Genomic DNA, 16,096 nt, shown 5'->3' with positions numbered 1-16,096 from the left:
ACCCATCTACAATTCACTACTGGCTCTTTTAAATAAAAACATTTGATTCAACATCTATCAATGAACTAACCTCAGACATATCCAAAGGCAAAGAGTTATTAGAAACTTCTGGAGTATTTTGAGATAAAGGGAAACGATTGTTAATATTAGCAATTCGGATATCTAAGTCTTGCTGAGTTGGAAATTTTTGAGTACTTTTTCGAGCTAAAAGACTGACAACGTTAGCCCATCGCTGCTGGTTATATTCTTCAATATCTCGAATAGCTTGAGGTATTTTGAGAGATTTTAGCAAAGGAACCGACCCCTCATTTTTATTAGAATAAGCAGGATTAATGAAGACACATTTACCTGGAGGCAACTTCAAAAACTGGGCTGACTCAAAGAGTTTTTTAGTTTTTTCCTGCTCACTAGTAGTAGTGTTTGCTTTTCCCCCGCCTGTAGAACGGCTTTTATGCTTGTACTTGATTTCCTCATCGCCCAAGAAACTGGAGAATAATTGTGCAGACTCATTTTCACCAGGATTGAAAACAAACTTAGTCCCGCAAGCCCCAAGAATAGTCTTAGCAACTTCCTTTCCATAGTTTTTCTCAAGCTGCCCCATATTCTGCCAGCCCAGGATACCGCAGAACCCCTCAGAGCGTGATTCGTTCAGCCATTTGAATAAGTCTGGTAAGTACAGAGAAGGCAGTTCATCGAGTGCAACTATAAGAGGATCAAGACGCTTTTTAGCAATGTTCCGAGCAATTGTCATGTGTAAAATGCTGGTGAGCAAAGGGCTAACTGCGTCCCGACGTTCTCTGTCTAGCCCGAAGATAATCATCTGTTTACCTTTGATTGATAAGGGAAGAGTAGTCTTACCAATGAAACAACCAATAGTATTTTTGGCCATGAAGCGAGTGAACATGATGCTAGCGGTAGATACAATGCCAGCAACAGTTTTTTCACTTGCGGCGGAACTGAACAACTGACCAAAGGCAATTTTAATCCAAGGATTGAGATTAGCTGCCATCAATCTTTGCACCATTTGTTCAGAAGAAAGGATGGCGGCACTAGTCATAACATCAGCGCATTCGCCAAACTCTTTAGTCAGCATCAAGATAGCTTGTGTCAATTGATCCCCTGCTGGAGCAAAGAAACCATCTTCATTACTATTACTAAGAATGCGGAAGTTTTTATTAATTACAGTAGCGATTTGCCTAGCTGTTTCAGCATCACTACTGTCTCGTAAAAAGTCCAATGGATTACAAACTTCCGATTCTGGAAATCCTGGGGCGAAAATGTGAACATCATAGCCCTGACCCTTAGCGTAAGCAGCTATTTTGGCTTGAGAGGGATACTTAAAATCATAAGCAATTATCGGAAATCCTTGGTCAATGGCAGAGTAAATTGCGGGGTTAATAGCACTGAAAGTTTTACCACTACCGGGAGCGCCAATTGCCGCCGTTCCTCGTTGAACATCAGGAATATAAAAAGTAGTGCCAGCGCCACTTTCTTGTTTAGCACCCTTGCATTTATGCTTACCTATGTAAAGTGCAGCACTATCACATTTGGGTGAATTTATTTGTTGTAGCGCCTTTTTCTTGGCAGCAGCAGTTTCTTTAGTACCTCCCCAGTAACTAGTAGCAATCTTCTTTTTATTACTGCCATCGCCAAAAAATACTCTCATTAAAATGTAAGCAGCTAACATACTTATAATTGCTAATCCACTTGGTTTAAATAAATGATGAGTGTACTTACCAATGTCACTATGTGGATTTTGTAACTGTTCAAAATGAAATGGTTGTTTGTTTGTAGAAGTAGTCAAATTATTGCTCATCACGCAAAAATTCAGGAATTAAGAATAGTTAATTAGGAACAGTAGAGGGACTACCAAAAATAATTGGGTCTTTTTCGTGATAATTGATAAACGGAACTGGCCCAATAAAGTAGGGAGTACAAGTCCGACCAACAAAAGGAATAGTCTTGCAGAAACGGAAAAACATAGCAGTGTTAACGGAACCGCTTGATTCATCTATATCCCAAACAACTTGTTTAAATGATTTACCAAAGGGATGACGACCTGTTGGCTCAAGACCACCATTAGCTACAGCTAAAATTCCATAGCCACCTTTTACTTTTTGGACTTTACCCGAAATCCATTGCGCTCCAGTGGTCTGCCCAAAACCTGAAGCTTCAAAGTGGACGCAATTATTTTGATTGCAAGGGACATTAAAACCCTCTTGATAACTGCCAGAAATGCTGCGAATCCGGTTAGCTTCTATATCTCCCAATGGCAAATCTACTTGACCAACGAAAGAAAGATCCGGCTCTGGCACATTAGGAAAATTATTCCAAGATAAATCCTTCAATCCGGGGATGTCTGAAATTAGAGTATCTTGCCAATTAGCAAATTCATCAAATGATGAGTTTTCAATCCCCGGAATCGATGTCAGCTTGTATTTAGACAAATCAATTTCATTGCCGAGAGTGATATTATCTAAATTGTAATAATTAGCAACGTTACCAATTCTTTGATTAGTGCTGATACCCATTTGGCGAAAAAAGTCGGCTATTGGTGCTACACTACTGGCTGATTGATTAGCTAAATCAGGTATAGCCTTGACTAAATCGCTAAGGGTTTGAGTTTTGATTATTCCAAAATCATCAAGCTTTAAACTATCTAAATCAATAGCTAATGCCTGAGATATCGTCGAAAGGGTAAGCTTTTCAATATTCAGATTGGCATCTTCAAAATCCCCAAGCTCCATAAAATCGCCAATACTTTGTCCAGCTTGCCAAGTTCTAGTCTGATTACCTCGGTCAGTTGGGTAAGTCACATTACCAGATTCAGATACAATCATGTCTTGAAACTTCATTTTTGACCAGTCTGGAATCAAGCCATTCTTGCTACTAACAAATGGGACTTGTGCTGATGCTTTGGGCAGTATAAATCCAATTACCTGATTCATGATTCCATACTTACAAAAACTGTGAATAAACAATCCTGCTAGCAACCCAAACAATATTAAATAGCGAATCGTGTCAAAACTAATTTTGGGCGAACGCTTTGATGTTTTCATATTTGTCCAAGCTCAATTAATTTGTTAACTAATTTAAGTGAAACACCAGCTTGAAGAGCAGCAGCAGGCATTTGCTCTCCACCTTGAAAATGAGTCAAGAATTGCTCAATCCGATTGTGAAGTTCATCAGATTGATTGAGCAAACCATTACTAATCGCTACTCTCATCCCCGCTCTGATTTGTTTTATGGTGTTGATAGTTTGTACTAAGGGCGATAATCTCGGTCGAGCTACTAGAGAAAATGGCTTGTCGTTAATAATTGACACTTGACTATATTCAGGACGGGAATTAGATGGGGTAACTTGAAAGTGGTAAACTTTGCGCGAGCCAGAAGCAGTTTGAGTAATCACTGTAAGCAAAGTTGCACTTGTTTGCGGCAGTCCTGGAACCGGAAGCTTTTTAATCCGGCGTAAGTGAAGTAATCCAGCACTACTGTTTTGACAGTTCTGGTCGATTCCCTCTAAACAACCATCAGTGTCAATCAGAACTTGCGAGGGATCGTCAATCCACACCCGCTTCACCATCTCATTGACTTCATAAAATGAAATTGATACGCCTGAGCCATTCCAGACCTTAATTTTTTGCAGCTTGGCAGTGCTGCCACTAACCTGAGATTGCTTTATAGTGCGGACTGTACTTTGAGCATAGGTTTTGACTGGAACTAGACACACTGCCAAAAAAGCAGCAACCCCAAGCTGGAGCGCTGTCATGAGTTTTAACTTCTTCATGGCAACTCCAGAGAACGATTCACCAAAAACGTAATCTTCGTCCCCTGTGGGATATACCAAACATTGGGACGAGCGGTGATTTCTTGGTTAGAGGCTTCTGCACGACGAGCAATGATGTCACTAAGCTTGCCAAAAGCACCTTGTAAGAATGCCCCGCCAATATTGCGCTGGCTGTTTGAAGTCGTGCTAGAGCTAAATGTCCCTGTAGCAGAATTAACTACACTGCTACTGGAATCAGATTGATTCAGGATTGTTCCTACTTGGCCCAAACCACTGACTAATCCCACAGTCAAGTCAGAACCTCCCCCTTTCTTATCTTGGAACTGTTTAGCTAACAAGGGTTTGCCGCCTTCTCCTAATACAGAAATTGCACCGCTACTAATTGGGTACTCAGTGTTATCTTTGATAATGCTCGTGACTTGCACACTTACATAAGAGCCACCATTAACCTGTAGGGGTTCAACGGCCAATAAAGTGCCTTTATGAATTGCCACATTTCCATAGTTGTCATGCAAATCAGCCGTTAATCTAGCAACATAGCGTTTACTATCATCTGGAGCCTGCTGTTGTTGGAAGCGAGTATTTTCGCTTTGCTGCTTGACCACTGGAGTCACTAAAACACCATTTGCGAATTCCCCAACGACTAAATAGCGAGTTTTACGCTGTTGCAGAATTTGGTTTTCTTGAGACAAGTAATTACCATCTGCTACTTGTTTATCAGATTTAGAATCGGCTAACCAACGAGGGCGAATTTTCTCAATTTCTGTGGATGTACTGTTAGAGAAGTTAGGGCGTGTTTGCTGTGTTGTATAAGCACTATTGGGTGGCTGTACTTTAATTTGTGTTGTATTCGGTGTTTGAAAGGATGTCGCCTCTGTTGATATCTGCTGGTTATTTGAAGTAGGTGTATAAGCGATTTTTCCGTAAGATCCTAAGCTGCGAAGTCGATTAAATTCAGCTATCACGTCTGTTGGCGTTTCTGTTTTCGGCGTAACAGTCCTAACAGGATTACTAATTCTTGGCAATGTTTGATTACGAGGTGGTGATGAAATAGTCTGGTTAGTTCTACTCGGAACGTAATATCGTCTAGGGCTATAACTTTGTGTTTGTGCCACAGGTCTAGCTGTTGGTGTTGGTGGTGAAGCTGCAACACTCACAGGTTTATTATTAACTTTAACTTCCTGCTTACTCTGATTAATCTTATTTAATTCATCTTCTTGCTGATTCAGCGCTAACTTAGCGTAAACATCCCCATCTGTTTGCTCAACTTGTTCTTTATTTCCTGAAGACTTTGGTTCTTCAATAGTTTTAGTAGTATCGCGGTTATCAGGATTAAAAATTCCATTCAGCAGCCAAAATATAGCTAGGAAGGTCAATCCAAAAGGGAGTGCTATGACCAACAATCTTGACCAGGGAGAAGTAATTACTGTATGTTTAGTTGTGACTGATGGATTATCTAATTCTCCCTCTGACGTAATTTCCCTTGGGCTAGAATCTGAACTCATTGCTGAAGATTTTAAGTCATCATCTATTTGGAGAAAATCATCTACAGTTGATGAGCTATTAATGTGAGTATTTGTCATTGTCTGTTAGCCAAATTTAAATCGACGATTTGCGTAATTTCTAATCCAGCTTGCCTGACTTGATATATTTTTTTTGCCAGAGCAGTAGTATCATTAGGGATGTTTTGCGGTGTACTAATGGCTTCTACAGTAATAGTTTTGTTAAAGGGTATACCTTTGCCTGCATTATCAACTCTTGTAAAAGTAACGAGAGTAGCTACTAAATCTACTGACCATTGACCATCTTTAATTTTGCGAGGTGATGAAATGAAGCGGGGAATCAAAGATACTTGTGTATCACCGTTAAATACCCCTGCTGGGGTCATTTGAGCTAGCTTACGCAAAAATGCTGTCCGAAAATCATGCTTTTCACTGATTGCATAAGCAGCTTCATAAGAAGAAGTAGTTACTCTGCCATTAGAACGTTCAGTTCTACCTACATCTATACCAGCATCTTGTTTAGTAATGGTTTCTCCTTTTTCATTAAAAGTTTGAACAATTCCATCCCAGTTAAACATCTTGATAAATGTGTTAGAAATAAATTTTTTAATAACTTCATCGGAGCGTTCATTCGGCTCTACTGCTTGGGCAACAACTGATTCTCCTGATGACAATTGCACTAGGGCTAACTGCTTTTTACCTAAACTACTGACTGCCCCATAATTAAGGATTTGTAGTAATAAAGAGAACAAAGCCATCGAAAATCCAGCTAGTGAAATTATTCCGATTCTAGTTGGGACAGATTTGTTATATTGCAGAAGCTGTAACGGCTCTGGTTTTGCCTTTGTACCATTCTTTGTATTAAACATTGTTAGATTATTGGTGAAGAGGGAACTCTTAACTCTTAATAGAGAACTCTTAATATAGCTATTACCTCTATTTACTGAATTTTGATACTAAACTGCCACCAGATGTTGTTATAGCTTTAGTAGCATCAATAGCGATTGTGCTATAGGTTTCAGCCGCTTTGTTGATTTGTTGAAGTACAGCTAAACCACCACCAGCAGCTAATCCAGTTGCTAAGAAAGGAGCAAAAATCCCAATTGTAAAAAGAAAGAATAGAGGTTGATCTGCTCTAGAGGTAGCAATCAATTGTCCGGCTAATCCGGCAATTACGTTGAAACAAAGTTTTGCCATTCCTACAGCGAAATAACCCGTAAGCCAAGTAAAAATTGCTTTTCCACCATAAGGTAACAAAGAACCACCTACAGCTAAAGGGCCGAGAAGTGCTGTTAACAACATCGTTAGTTCAATCGCCCATTGGTAAGCTCCGTTCAACCCAATCAGTACAATGGAAACAATTTCGATGACCGAAGAACCAATATAAGCACTGAAAGGGGAAAGTATTACTTGTATAGGATTAGCCCCACCTTTAATTGCCTCTATTGGAGCTTGAATAATTCTGTCTATTTTTTGAATGACCCACGAAAACGGGCCGCCTTCACCAGTAAAATAACTCGGATAGTCTTGTTGAAGTCTATTCTTAGCGTCCGATAAACATTTAACAGATTCTTCTGGACTCAAAGACGAGGTTTTGCAATTTTCTATTTCTTTCGCAATAGCTCCACGCACCGCTTCTACACCCAAAGCTTTTTGATATGCAGCTCTTAAATCAATACCTTTTGCTGTACGTGTTAGCATGTATTGGTTTGTATTGTTAATGTAATTTCTGATTCCGAGAGTACCTGCTCCTAAAGCTTTGCCATTATTTGCTAGGAGTACTATAACTATCAACACCCAAATAAAATCTGTGTATGCACGTTGTTCATCACCTAAGAGCATTTTCTTTGTCCACTCAACCATGAAAAAAACAAATGTTGCAACGGCGAATAATACACCGACTTTGCACATAGCAGCATATAAATCACCTGTGATAGTTTCTTCCCAAGTCTGATTAAAACCTTGAGCAATAAAATCTGCTGTCTTACTTGCTTGTTCTAATAAATCTGCACCAGCAAACTGAGATTGAGCGAATAAGTAATTTCTTGAAAGCATAAGATAAGGGTGAATTGATGATAAGGAATCAGGAAGATGTTAAGAGTTTCCTCTCCTGGTTAATTTTCTTGCGTTGGATCTAAACGAGATATACCGATAAGTTCATGGGTCAAAGAAAGAGTACCTAATTCATTCAAATCTTGTTTTTTGCGTGCATTTGCTGTGTTTTCTGCAACTTGAGTCAGCATGAGATTGGAGTATGAATTATCCTGCCTTGCTTGCAATGAATCAGTGCGCTGTTGTGCCAACATGGAAACCACCAGACCATTTTGAGCGGCGATCGCTTTCAGGACATTTTGAGAAGCATCCATGTCTTGAGCTTGGTCAGCAATGGTTTTCGCGTCTTGAGCTATTTGTGTTGTTTTCTCTATTTTTTGAGATGTATCTGCTTGCCCAGTTTTACCTACAACACTGATGATTGAAGCTCTTGTGAGTTCTCGCTCTAAATCTTGCCCCTTTTCCTTAGCGACTGGTAAAGAGTAAGTATCAGCAATACGATTTTTGAGTTCATCGCTACTAGCAATCGGATCTGGCGCTCCCATCTCTCCGACAGTATTATCAATTGCAGCTTGAGCATCTTTTTTAATCCCAGCCCAACTCTGATCTATTTGCGATTTTGTCCAAGTTTGGATCTGACTTACTTCACCTTTAATATCATCAATTATAGAGCTAAAAAAATCACTAATGACTAATCCATAACTGGGTGTAGCTAGTAATAAACTTACTACAGTAGCAGAAAGTAGTACAGCAACTTTTTGACGATTCTTCATGGTTAAGCTACCTTTGTTTTTTGTAATTGAAACATCAGTTTTTTAGCTTCCTCAGATAATTCTTCTGACCGAATCATTTTGATATAATCCTCAGTAAACCTGACCATTCCTAACAAAGGATTATCTTGATAATTTTTCAGAAAAAGAGTCCGCAATTCTTGCTCATGGGGATTGTTGGCAACAGATGCCAGTAAACAGTGTGCAGGATAATAACGGCAGAAAGTGAGCTTACCGTTATCATCAAGCAACCATTGAGAGTAAATCCCCGATTTTTGAGGATAAAAAGCTTCTGTACTGTTAACCCGAATGATTTCGGCAGGATATTTAAATCTATCTATGAAGGGGTCTACTGCTGAGGTTTGTATCCTCCCGACTAATCTAGTCCCAATATTTGCAAAAATCTTAGATGCTGCCTTGCTTTGATAAATACTCTCTGGCTCTTGGGCAGATAGGATTACGCGAATTCCCGCTTTTGCACCATTTGCACACAATCTACCAATCAAATCTGCAATTGATTCAAATTGAAATAAGATTGGTGCTTCATCGAGGAAGAAGATACTGACTTTCGATGCTAACGCTCGTCTGAGTGCAGCAGCATAAGCGCTCAGAGCTAAGATGGCTGCATCCGCTTCACTTGATAAATTTCTTAATGCAAAAACAAGTAATTTTGCATCAGTTCTAAAACTAGAAGGGCGAGAAATTGACTGTCCAACTCTTGTGCTTAACCAGTAACTAAGTCTCAGTCGAATTTGTTCTAAAGCTGACATTATATCTCGACTGTTACTGGCAATAGAATCTAATTTAACAAAGGCTGGGGAACAGTATTTGTAAAAGTCTTGCAGTGTTGGAGTTTCTGTCCATGCCTTAGTTCCCACTCCTGATAAGAGCGCTAACTTATAGCGCATTTTGATTTCATCATCGTTGAAAAATATTTTTAATGTTAAAGCAATGATTGATTCAATATTGGTAATCATCCCAGGACTAACCCCAATCATGCTAGTTCCAATCACCATTGTCATTAACACTGATTTCAAAAACTCCTTGAAATCATTCAATCTTTCATTGATAATTTCTGGTTCTAACCCTTGCAAATTCGGTAACTCAAAAAGATTGTTGTATTCTTTAGAAATATCAAAGTAAGCCCCGTCTTTCCCCAACAAATTAGTGTAGTCAGTGAAGGTAGATGTACCATCTGGTTTGGGGTAATCTAAAGCGACAACTGGGATATCTTGGGCAAGTGCTGGTGTAAGAATTCCAGCCACCAGTACTGATTTCCCCGAACGAGTTGCACCGAAAACAGCTAGATTCTTGTGATTTTGGTACAAGTCTAGATATACAGGTGTTCCGCCCTCTTCTGCAATTAACTCAAACCCAGTCCGATCTCCTGTGGCTGTGCGAATCAAAGGCATCAGCCCTGGTGCTTCTGAACTAAAATATGGCAGTCTGCGGTTAAAAGGCTTGGTTAACAGTGGTTCCCAAACAAATGGACAACACTGCAACCATGTCTTCCAGGCGTATTCTATCTCCCGGTCAACTGCCGCCGGACGCAAGAAGTAACTCGCAAGGTAACGGCAAGCTTCATCTAAAGAGCGTGTTGATTGACGGTGTACCAGAAAAACTACAGCCGTGTGTACGACAACATTTCCTTTGTAAATCGTCTTTTGGGCTTCTACTGCTGACTCAATATTCAGTCCCGACTTGACATCAATATTACCTTTATCACTGGATAATGTCGTAGAAGTAATCGATTGTTTAGTTAGTCTTTGCAGATTAGTTTTTGTGATTCCTTGGTTAGCTTTCGTAACTTGACAGATGATTTCAGTATCGAAAATCCTATCTCTAGATATCAGTGACCAGAGATATCTTAGTTGTCCCTGTTCGTCTATCCAGCCCCCTGGTTTTTGACTAAAATTCAGCGCTCCAATATATTTATCTTGGATTTTTACCCATTGACGATCCAAAAATGGTAAAGACTGCTCATCTTCTAGTAAATGATGCCGGATGTGAAAATCACTTGTTTGGGTTTCAATTAGTCCATTTATTTCATCTATTTTTAAGGGATTTGGGATTGCTGTTGGTGGAGAATGGTTAAATTGCTGCCAGATTACCGTCCAGAGTTCTTCAGGACTCAAAGCTTTAATCCCTAATTTCATCTTATTACTAAGCAAATTCTCCCATGATTGAAAACCATCATTAAATGAATTTTGCAGAATATTTTCAATCTTGGTATTATTAATGTAGTGAATCTCTCCAGTGAATTTGTACCATAATTTCTCCAATTGTTTAATAATAGACTCAACAAAATCTTGATTTCGTGACTCATCAGAAGCAACAGTATAAGTACACCATAACCTCAAGAATTTGTTTTTTCGGATTCCACTTTTGGTTAATCCTTTTATTCGTAATCTCTCGCTACGAATCAAGAGTTTAAGTTGTTCGACTGAACAAGTATTCTCAATTTGCTTAAGTTCTTGTTGCCGTTCATAATCCGAAGTAAATGAACCAAAATGTATGGTCATTGATTCTTGCTCTGGGATTTCCTTAAGTCCGGCTTCTACACCCTCGAATATCGGTAATATTTGTTCATTGGCTAAATTCGGATGAATCCCTAAACAATCAAAACAAAATTTAATCTGAATAGATTCGCCTTTTTTGAGAATCAATGCACCTATGCCTTTTCTCCCGCCTAAATTCAAGTTGCAAATCCCTGCTAAATGAATAATGTCCTCAAAGGGAGTCAAGACTTTAGCAAACTCAATTTGCTCTTTTTCTAATTTTTTCTTACCTAATTTATCTGGATATTTAGATTGTTTCGGAGTTTTCATTATGAAGGTACAAATTATCTACGATTGGTGGATGATTCAAATTATTTACTGTTACAAAATAGGGAACTCTTAACTCTTAAGTGGGAACGGTAGAAAATGAGAAATTCAAGAAGAATTCAGGAGCAGAGCCGGAGATGCTACGAAGCACCGCTTTTTCGGTCTATTACATTCCTGAATTATGACCCAACTCTTGGAGAAGCTACGCCCTAAGCGTAGCTATGCCGTAGGCTTTACGACAAGCTCAGGACATCGCCCCTGACGGAGTGAATTTTGACTCTCAACCTACTTCTTTAATTCTGGGAATTCCTCTGTTGCCTGTTACCTATTCCCTTTTAATTCTGATTTTTGTATTCTTTTTCAATGTTTTAAAAGGCATATAACCTCTACTAATTCGTGGTACGCCGATAAATTTTCCCAAAAAATCTTTATTCGTAGAAACTACCCACCATGTTGCCCATCCCCAAGCAATACTTAATCCAGTTGCTAACCATCCAGCTTGAAATGTATAAGAAACAACAAATACATTCACTACTCCTATTACTGACCAAGGAAAAATTTGGTCGGCGGGAAATGGGCCTAATCTGGGTCTGTCTCCCAAAATTCTATTTACAGTCCGAAATTTATTTTCATTTTTCATGATCTCAAACTATTTCAGCATGAAAAGACTGTGTTAAATCAGTTATCAGTTATCACAGTTTCAGTCAAATAGTTTGACCCTAACTGTTACCTACTAATGAGTGAGAAATGGGGGACTCTGACGATGCAGATAAATACATCACTCTCTACTGATAACTGTTTACTGTTGGTTATGCCGCACCTCCACCAACAATCAAGCCAGTAACTAAATCTCCTACAAAAACTGAAAGGACAATAATTAATGGAGTTCTGGCTAATGTTTGCCAATCTTCATCGTTGCGGGCCGCTTGAACAACCCGGACTAGGCTGATGCCTACGTAGAGTAAGAACAGACCCCTTAATACGTTGAAGAACAATGCTACAACTGCTTGTGTTTGTCCGTTCCCAGCATTACCAAAGGTATTAGTCATCCAGGTTTGAGCAGTGTTAAAAAACTGTGCATCGGCTGGCGAGGAAGCAAAGTCAAGTAGACAAACAACCGTCAAAATCGTAAACAACACCGCATAAAGATTGACTCCATACTTGCGTTGTATCTGCTCAAAATTAGTCAACAGAGCTTGAGATTGCTTTGGTAGTGCTATAGCGATCGCCGTAGCAATCATCAATCCACCTAAGAGGATGTTATGGACTGACATCGACACAATCATTGCCGCACCCGTCGTTCCCATTAGCACTAGTGTGCTATTTGTTATCGTGCTGTTCTTTTTTCCTGAAGTCAGTACAGCAGCAGTATCGGTATTAACAAACCTTTCAGTCTCGTTGCCGTAAGTATGCATTTCGTTCTCCTAAAACGATACGCATATTATTCGAGTTTTCACCCACAAAACCTACAAACTAAAGTACTAAAAAAAACCGTACCTTTGCTTACATAGAATATTTAATACAATCTATTTCACAGTAAATATAGCAACTAGACTGCTTATATAGATGTTATAGCTGTTTATTATCAGTATTTTAAATTATATAGGTATACAATTTTGTATTCATTAAGAAAAATTAGAAAAATAAGCACCAGATAGCCTATTGACTTTTTTCCCTTTATTGGTTTTCTCATCAAGCAGGAGGGTGTGGGGTGGTGCGAATACGGTTCAGATAAGCATTTTTCACTTTCCTTGTGGTCTGGGGAATGGCTTTGCAGGTATTGGGTAAAGGATGTATCCAAAACCAATACCAATACCTTTCACCAAACCGTATTGGGGGTAGTGCGACTCGTTTGCGGTGAATTCATAACCGCTCCAACGGGGCTTGGTCAGTATGGAACCGGTAAAGGCTGGATGTCGAGCTTGTCGCCGACTTGAATTTTAACAGTACCAGAGGGCAGTTCTAAAACCTGAGTAGCAACACTGCCCCTGTAAATTGGACAAGGATTTTTTGCACAGGGTGGAGCGTTGTAAATCACCGTCGTCACCATACTATCCTTTATGAAAATGATGTCTAGGGGGATTTTTACTTGCTCCATCCAAAAGGGGACATTTTTGTATTCCTTGCCCAAATTAAACAACATCCCGCGATCGCCGGGCAAATGATTGCGAAACTTCAGCCCCTTCTCTAATTCAACAGGTGTGGTGGCTACTTCCAACTTGAATGTCCGCTGATTGTAGGTGAGCATCTGCTTTGTGGGTAAATGCTGGGGACGAGTTTGCAAGTAGACGATAGTTGATGAAGCGACAATTATTGATATTCCCGCAATTGGGCCAAGAATATTTAACAGTTTGTAAGCCGCAGCATATAAGTCGATTGTTGTGGGAATTTTGACTAATTGCATAATTTAACCAAAAATATTGACATTGCCGGCACTATATATACTTGAGTCAAGGGGACTGGACGGTAAACCTTGTAAATCAGCTTTGTTTCGCATACCCTCAATCCGTTCAGCTTCCCGGATTGCCAGAGGATTCATATTATTTCTCGCTGACAATAATGCTTCAAGTCTAATTTCTAGCGGCGGCAGTTCACCTATAGGTGGAACATCGTCTGTGAACATCAGGCAAAAAGTAGAGATAGCCGCCCTTTCCACAATTGCTTGGATTTCCGCACCCACACAGCGATGGGTCGCTTTGAGCAGTCTACGCCATTCTTCATCGCTGAACCCATCTCTATCACGGAACCGATAATCAAATCTAGCGAGATGAATTTTAAAAATCGAGTGTCGTTCCCCATTATTGGGTAAATCCACCTTAAAAATGTCGTCAAATCTCCCGCTTCTAGTCAGTTCTGGTGGTAGCCATTCAATGTTGTTGGCAGAAGCAATAATTAATACATCACTCTTTCTTTCCTGCATCCAGGTTAACAACATCCCTGCTAGTCTTCGGGACAAATCATCATTGAGAGTAAATCCCTTGTCAAAGTCGTCTAGGTATAGAATTACACGGTTAATCCTGTCTACTAGTGCCAGCAAGTTTTTTAGCTTGTACTCCGCCATGTTGCCGTAACTACGAAAACTGCCCCACTCTAAAACGATCATCGGAATCCCCAATCGCTGGGAGCAAGCTTTCGCTGAATGAGATTTACCTGTGCCTGGGGGCCCAATCAATAAAATACCTTTGGGTAGCCGAAGATTATATGCTTTAGCTAACGGCGTTAATAAGCGCTTATATGTCTTAAAAGATTCCTGCATCAAGTCCAGTCCGCCTACTTCAATTGCTGGGGGCTGGAGAAACTCAATATTGTAAACTCGCCTGAGCAGGTCAGTTTTGTAAAGAGAAAGTTTTTTTGTCAGTTCTTGGGCTTTGGTACAAGAAGCTGTAGCCCAACTAATCCCATACTCAATATCTGCTAAATACATCCCCACAGCAGCAAGGGCAATCTCATTAATTTCCTTTTCACTATAGTTTTTTGACAATACCCCTTGTAGATAATTGCTGATTTCTTCAACTGTTGGCAGTTCTTGTCTAATCATCGGCACAAATGCGGTAATTTCAGATGAAAGACTGGCGTTTGGCCCCAACAGGATAGCTGTTCTATTTGAGTTCCGGTTGTCAAGTTTCAGATTTATAAGGGCAGACTTAATCCATTCGGCGGTTAAGAAAAAATCCGGGTCAGTAGTTGAGTTTTCCAACCAAGGAAATATCCCCTCTAATATTAAAATGCCTTCTTTTTCAGTCGCTTTCCAAAATCGCAGGATCTCAAAGTAATCTTCGCGTTTATTTTTGGTCATCGGCTGATACTCTAGTACTTGTTGTAAAATCAAGTCCTGCCCATTAACCTCTAACTGATGTAGTTGATCGTCTGATAGTGTCCACAGATAGCATAAAACGTGCTTTTGTTGACATTCCCTAGCAATGCTTTTCAGTAGTCTTGCCCTTTCTTGCAGTGGAGCTTCTATCGCAATCAAAGGATTGTTTAGTTTTATCAGGTCAAATACTTGCTCTATCAGCGTAGTATTCATCAGTTTTTTTATTTGTTGGTCATCCTGATAATAAAAGTTGTAAAAAATTGTTTCCACAGACAAAAGTATTGAAAAATACAGTACTTTTACCTCTTGCTTTTTGACTACAATATGCCATTCTCTCTTAATTTATCCAACAGAATTAAGGAGTCAGGAGTCAGAATTCAGCAATGTTTTATGACCGAAAAAGCGGATAGCGCAGCGTTAGCGACGCAGGAGCGTCTGAATAATAGGATTTAAAACCCCCACCAAATCGTAGATTTGGTGGTCAACAAGACCTGCGCCGGTCTGAATCCCCGACTGATTGATTCTGACTCCTGTTAGCGGTAGCGGGGCGTTTAGCCCATTCTGACTTCTGAATTCTTCTTCAACCGCATTGTCTGAGTGAGCAATTTTACTTAAAATCAACGCTATATTATCAGAAAATTGCAATTAATATTAATATTTAAGTCTCAACTATTTTTTGTATTTAATATTTGCCATATTTATCTATAGATAAAATAAATATATTTAATAAATTGACTTTCAAACTTATTCATCTGTTAAGATATTGACAAAAAATTGTGCAAATTAGGTGTGCTTTTATGATATTCAATCTTAACAAAAACCGGATTTATGTACTTGCTTTACTGTTAAGTTTGGGAGTGTCTTCATGCCAATCACCAGAACAAAAAGCTGCTTCTGCTCAAAAAGCAGTAGAAGCAGAGCGAGAGCAAAAGTTCAAACAGTTTGTCGAGAGTACGCCTGATTTATACAAAGTAACTTGGAAAGTTTGTGGGAATGCTGGCGTAGATTTAAATAGAAAAATAAATTTGGGCTGTGATGAAACTAAAAATATTCCTACTCAAGGTTTCCAAACACCCATTTATGTATGGGGCCCTGCTGGAGAAATAAAGTTTATCACTAAGCCTAGCTTCTTTGCTGATATTTCATCGGACTCAACTCTTTTTGTCAAATCTAGGGGATGTCTTGCATCAGGTACTGCTAAACAAGAGCAATTATATGTTGTCAGAGAATTTCCACTAAAGAAAGGCAGTAATCCTCAACCTAAAGATGCGAAAATAGAAATCGTGCCAAAACAGGAAAAAGAGAATATATTGGGAGATGCTGTCGCAAATGCACAAATAGAAAAT

At 39.4% G+C, this 16,096-nt stretch carries 14 protein-coding genes; 1 reads left to right on the top strand and 13 read right to left on the bottom strand.

Going from position 1 to position 16,096, the window contains the following annotated elements; translation table 11 throughout:
* Window positions 1-28: 28 nt before the first annotated feature.
* The 13 genes from H6G86_RS33620 to H6G86_RS33560 form a co-directional block, all read right to left on the bottom strand.
* Entirely contained in the window at window positions 29-1,816 is a 1,788-nt protein-coding gene (locus H6G86_RS33620) for a type IV secretory system conjugative DNA transfer family protein (RefSeq protein ID WP_190937970.1), read from the bottom strand.
* 28 nt (window positions 1,817-1,844) lie between these two features.
* Window positions 1,845-3,059: a hypothetical protein gene (locus H6G86_RS33615; protein ID WP_190937969.1), complete on the bottom strand. Its 1,215-nt coding sequence runs from the start codon at window positions 3,057-3,059 to the stop codon at window positions 1,845-1,847.
* A complete protein-coding gene (locus H6G86_RS33610; RefSeq protein WP_242065103.1) occupies window positions 3,056-3,787 on the bottom strand; it encodes a hypothetical protein in 732 nt (243 codons plus the stop codon). The genes H6G86_RS33615 and H6G86_RS33610 overlap by 4 nt, the downstream gene beginning before the upstream one ends.
* Window positions 3,784-5,370, bottom strand: coding sequence for a TrbI/VirB10 family protein (locus H6G86_RS33605; RefSeq protein WP_190937968.1), 1,587 nt, complete (start codon window positions 5,368-5,370; stop codon window positions 3,784-3,786). Before H6G86_RS33605 ends, H6G86_RS33610 begins: the two co-directional genes overlap by 4 nt.
* Window positions 5,367-6,158 carry a hypothetical protein gene (locus H6G86_RS33600; RefSeq protein ID WP_190937967.1) on the bottom strand — a complete coding sequence of 264 codons (792 nt, stop codon included), beginning with the start codon at window positions 6,156-6,158 and terminating at the stop codon, window positions 5,367-5,369. The genes H6G86_RS33605 and H6G86_RS33600 overlap by 4 nt, the downstream gene beginning before the upstream one ends.
* A 67-nt stretch (window positions 6,159-6,225) precedes the next feature.
* The gene (locus H6G86_RS33595) at window positions 6,226-7,344 is read right to left on the bottom strand and encodes a hypothetical protein (RefSeq protein WP_190937966.1); all 1,119 of its coding nucleotides are present in this window, start codon (window positions 7,342-7,344) and stop codon (window positions 6,226-6,228) included.
* A gap of 59 nt (window positions 7,345-7,403) precedes the next feature.
* The gene (locus tag H6G86_RS33590; RefSeq protein ID WP_190900038.1) at window positions 7,404-8,114 is read right to left on the bottom strand and encodes a hypothetical protein; all 711 of its coding nucleotides are present in this window, start codon (window positions 8,112-8,114) and stop codon (window positions 7,404-7,406) included.
* Between the two features lie 2 nt (window positions 8,115-8,116).
* On the bottom strand, window positions 8,117-10,939 hold the full coding sequence (locus H6G86_RS33585; RefSeq protein ID WP_190937965.1) for a putative type IV secretion/conjugal transfer ATPase: 2,823 nt from the start codon (window positions 10,937-10,939) through the stop codon (window positions 8,117-8,119).
* A 322-nt stretch (window positions 10,940-11,261) separates the two neighbouring features.
* On the bottom strand, window positions 11,262-11,576 hold the full coding sequence (locus H6G86_RS33580; protein WP_069074926.1) for a hypothetical protein: 315 nt from the start codon (window positions 11,574-11,576) through the stop codon (window positions 11,262-11,264).
* Between the two features lie 169 nt (window positions 11,577-11,745).
* On the bottom strand, window positions 11,746-12,351 hold the full coding sequence (locus H6G86_RS33575; protein WP_190937964.1) for a hypothetical protein: 606 nt from the start codon (window positions 12,349-12,351) through the stop codon (window positions 11,746-11,748).
* A 473-nt stretch (window positions 12,352-12,824) separates the two neighbouring features.
* Window positions 12,825-13,340 (bottom strand): DUF192 domain-containing protein, encoded by a 516-nt coding sequence (locus H6G86_RS33570; protein ID WP_190937963.1) that lies wholly within the window; start codon window positions 13,338-13,340, stop codon window positions 12,825-12,827.
* A 3-nt stretch (window positions 13,341-13,343) separates the two neighbouring features.
* The gene (locus tag H6G86_RS33565) at window positions 13,344-14,963 is read right to left on the bottom strand and encodes an ATP-binding protein (protein WP_190937962.1); all 1,620 of its coding nucleotides are present in this window, start codon (window positions 14,961-14,963) and stop codon (window positions 13,344-13,346) included.
* A gap of 204 nt (window positions 14,964-15,167) precedes the next feature.
* Complete coding sequence (locus H6G86_RS33560; RefSeq protein ID WP_190937961.1) at window positions 15,168-15,371, bottom strand: hypothetical protein; 204 nt, start codon at window positions 15,369-15,371, stop codon at window positions 15,168-15,170.
* A gap of 176 nt (window positions 15,372-15,547) precedes the next feature.
* On the opposite strand from H6G86_RS33560, the gene H6G86_RS33555 reads away from it, so the two are divergent.
* The coding region (locus H6G86_RS33555) for a hypothetical protein (protein ID WP_190937960.1) at window positions 15,548-16,096 on the top strand (549 nt) is incomplete at its 3' end.

Origin of the sequence: Nostoc sp. FACHB-133, from assembly GCF_014698055.1 — a bacterium.
Taxonomy (GTDB): domain Bacteria; phylum Cyanobacteriota; class Cyanobacteriia; order Cyanobacteriales; family Nostocaceae; genus Nostoc.
Note: the sequence above shows the minus strand (reverse complement) of the source record. Positions and strands in the feature narration are given on the sequence as shown.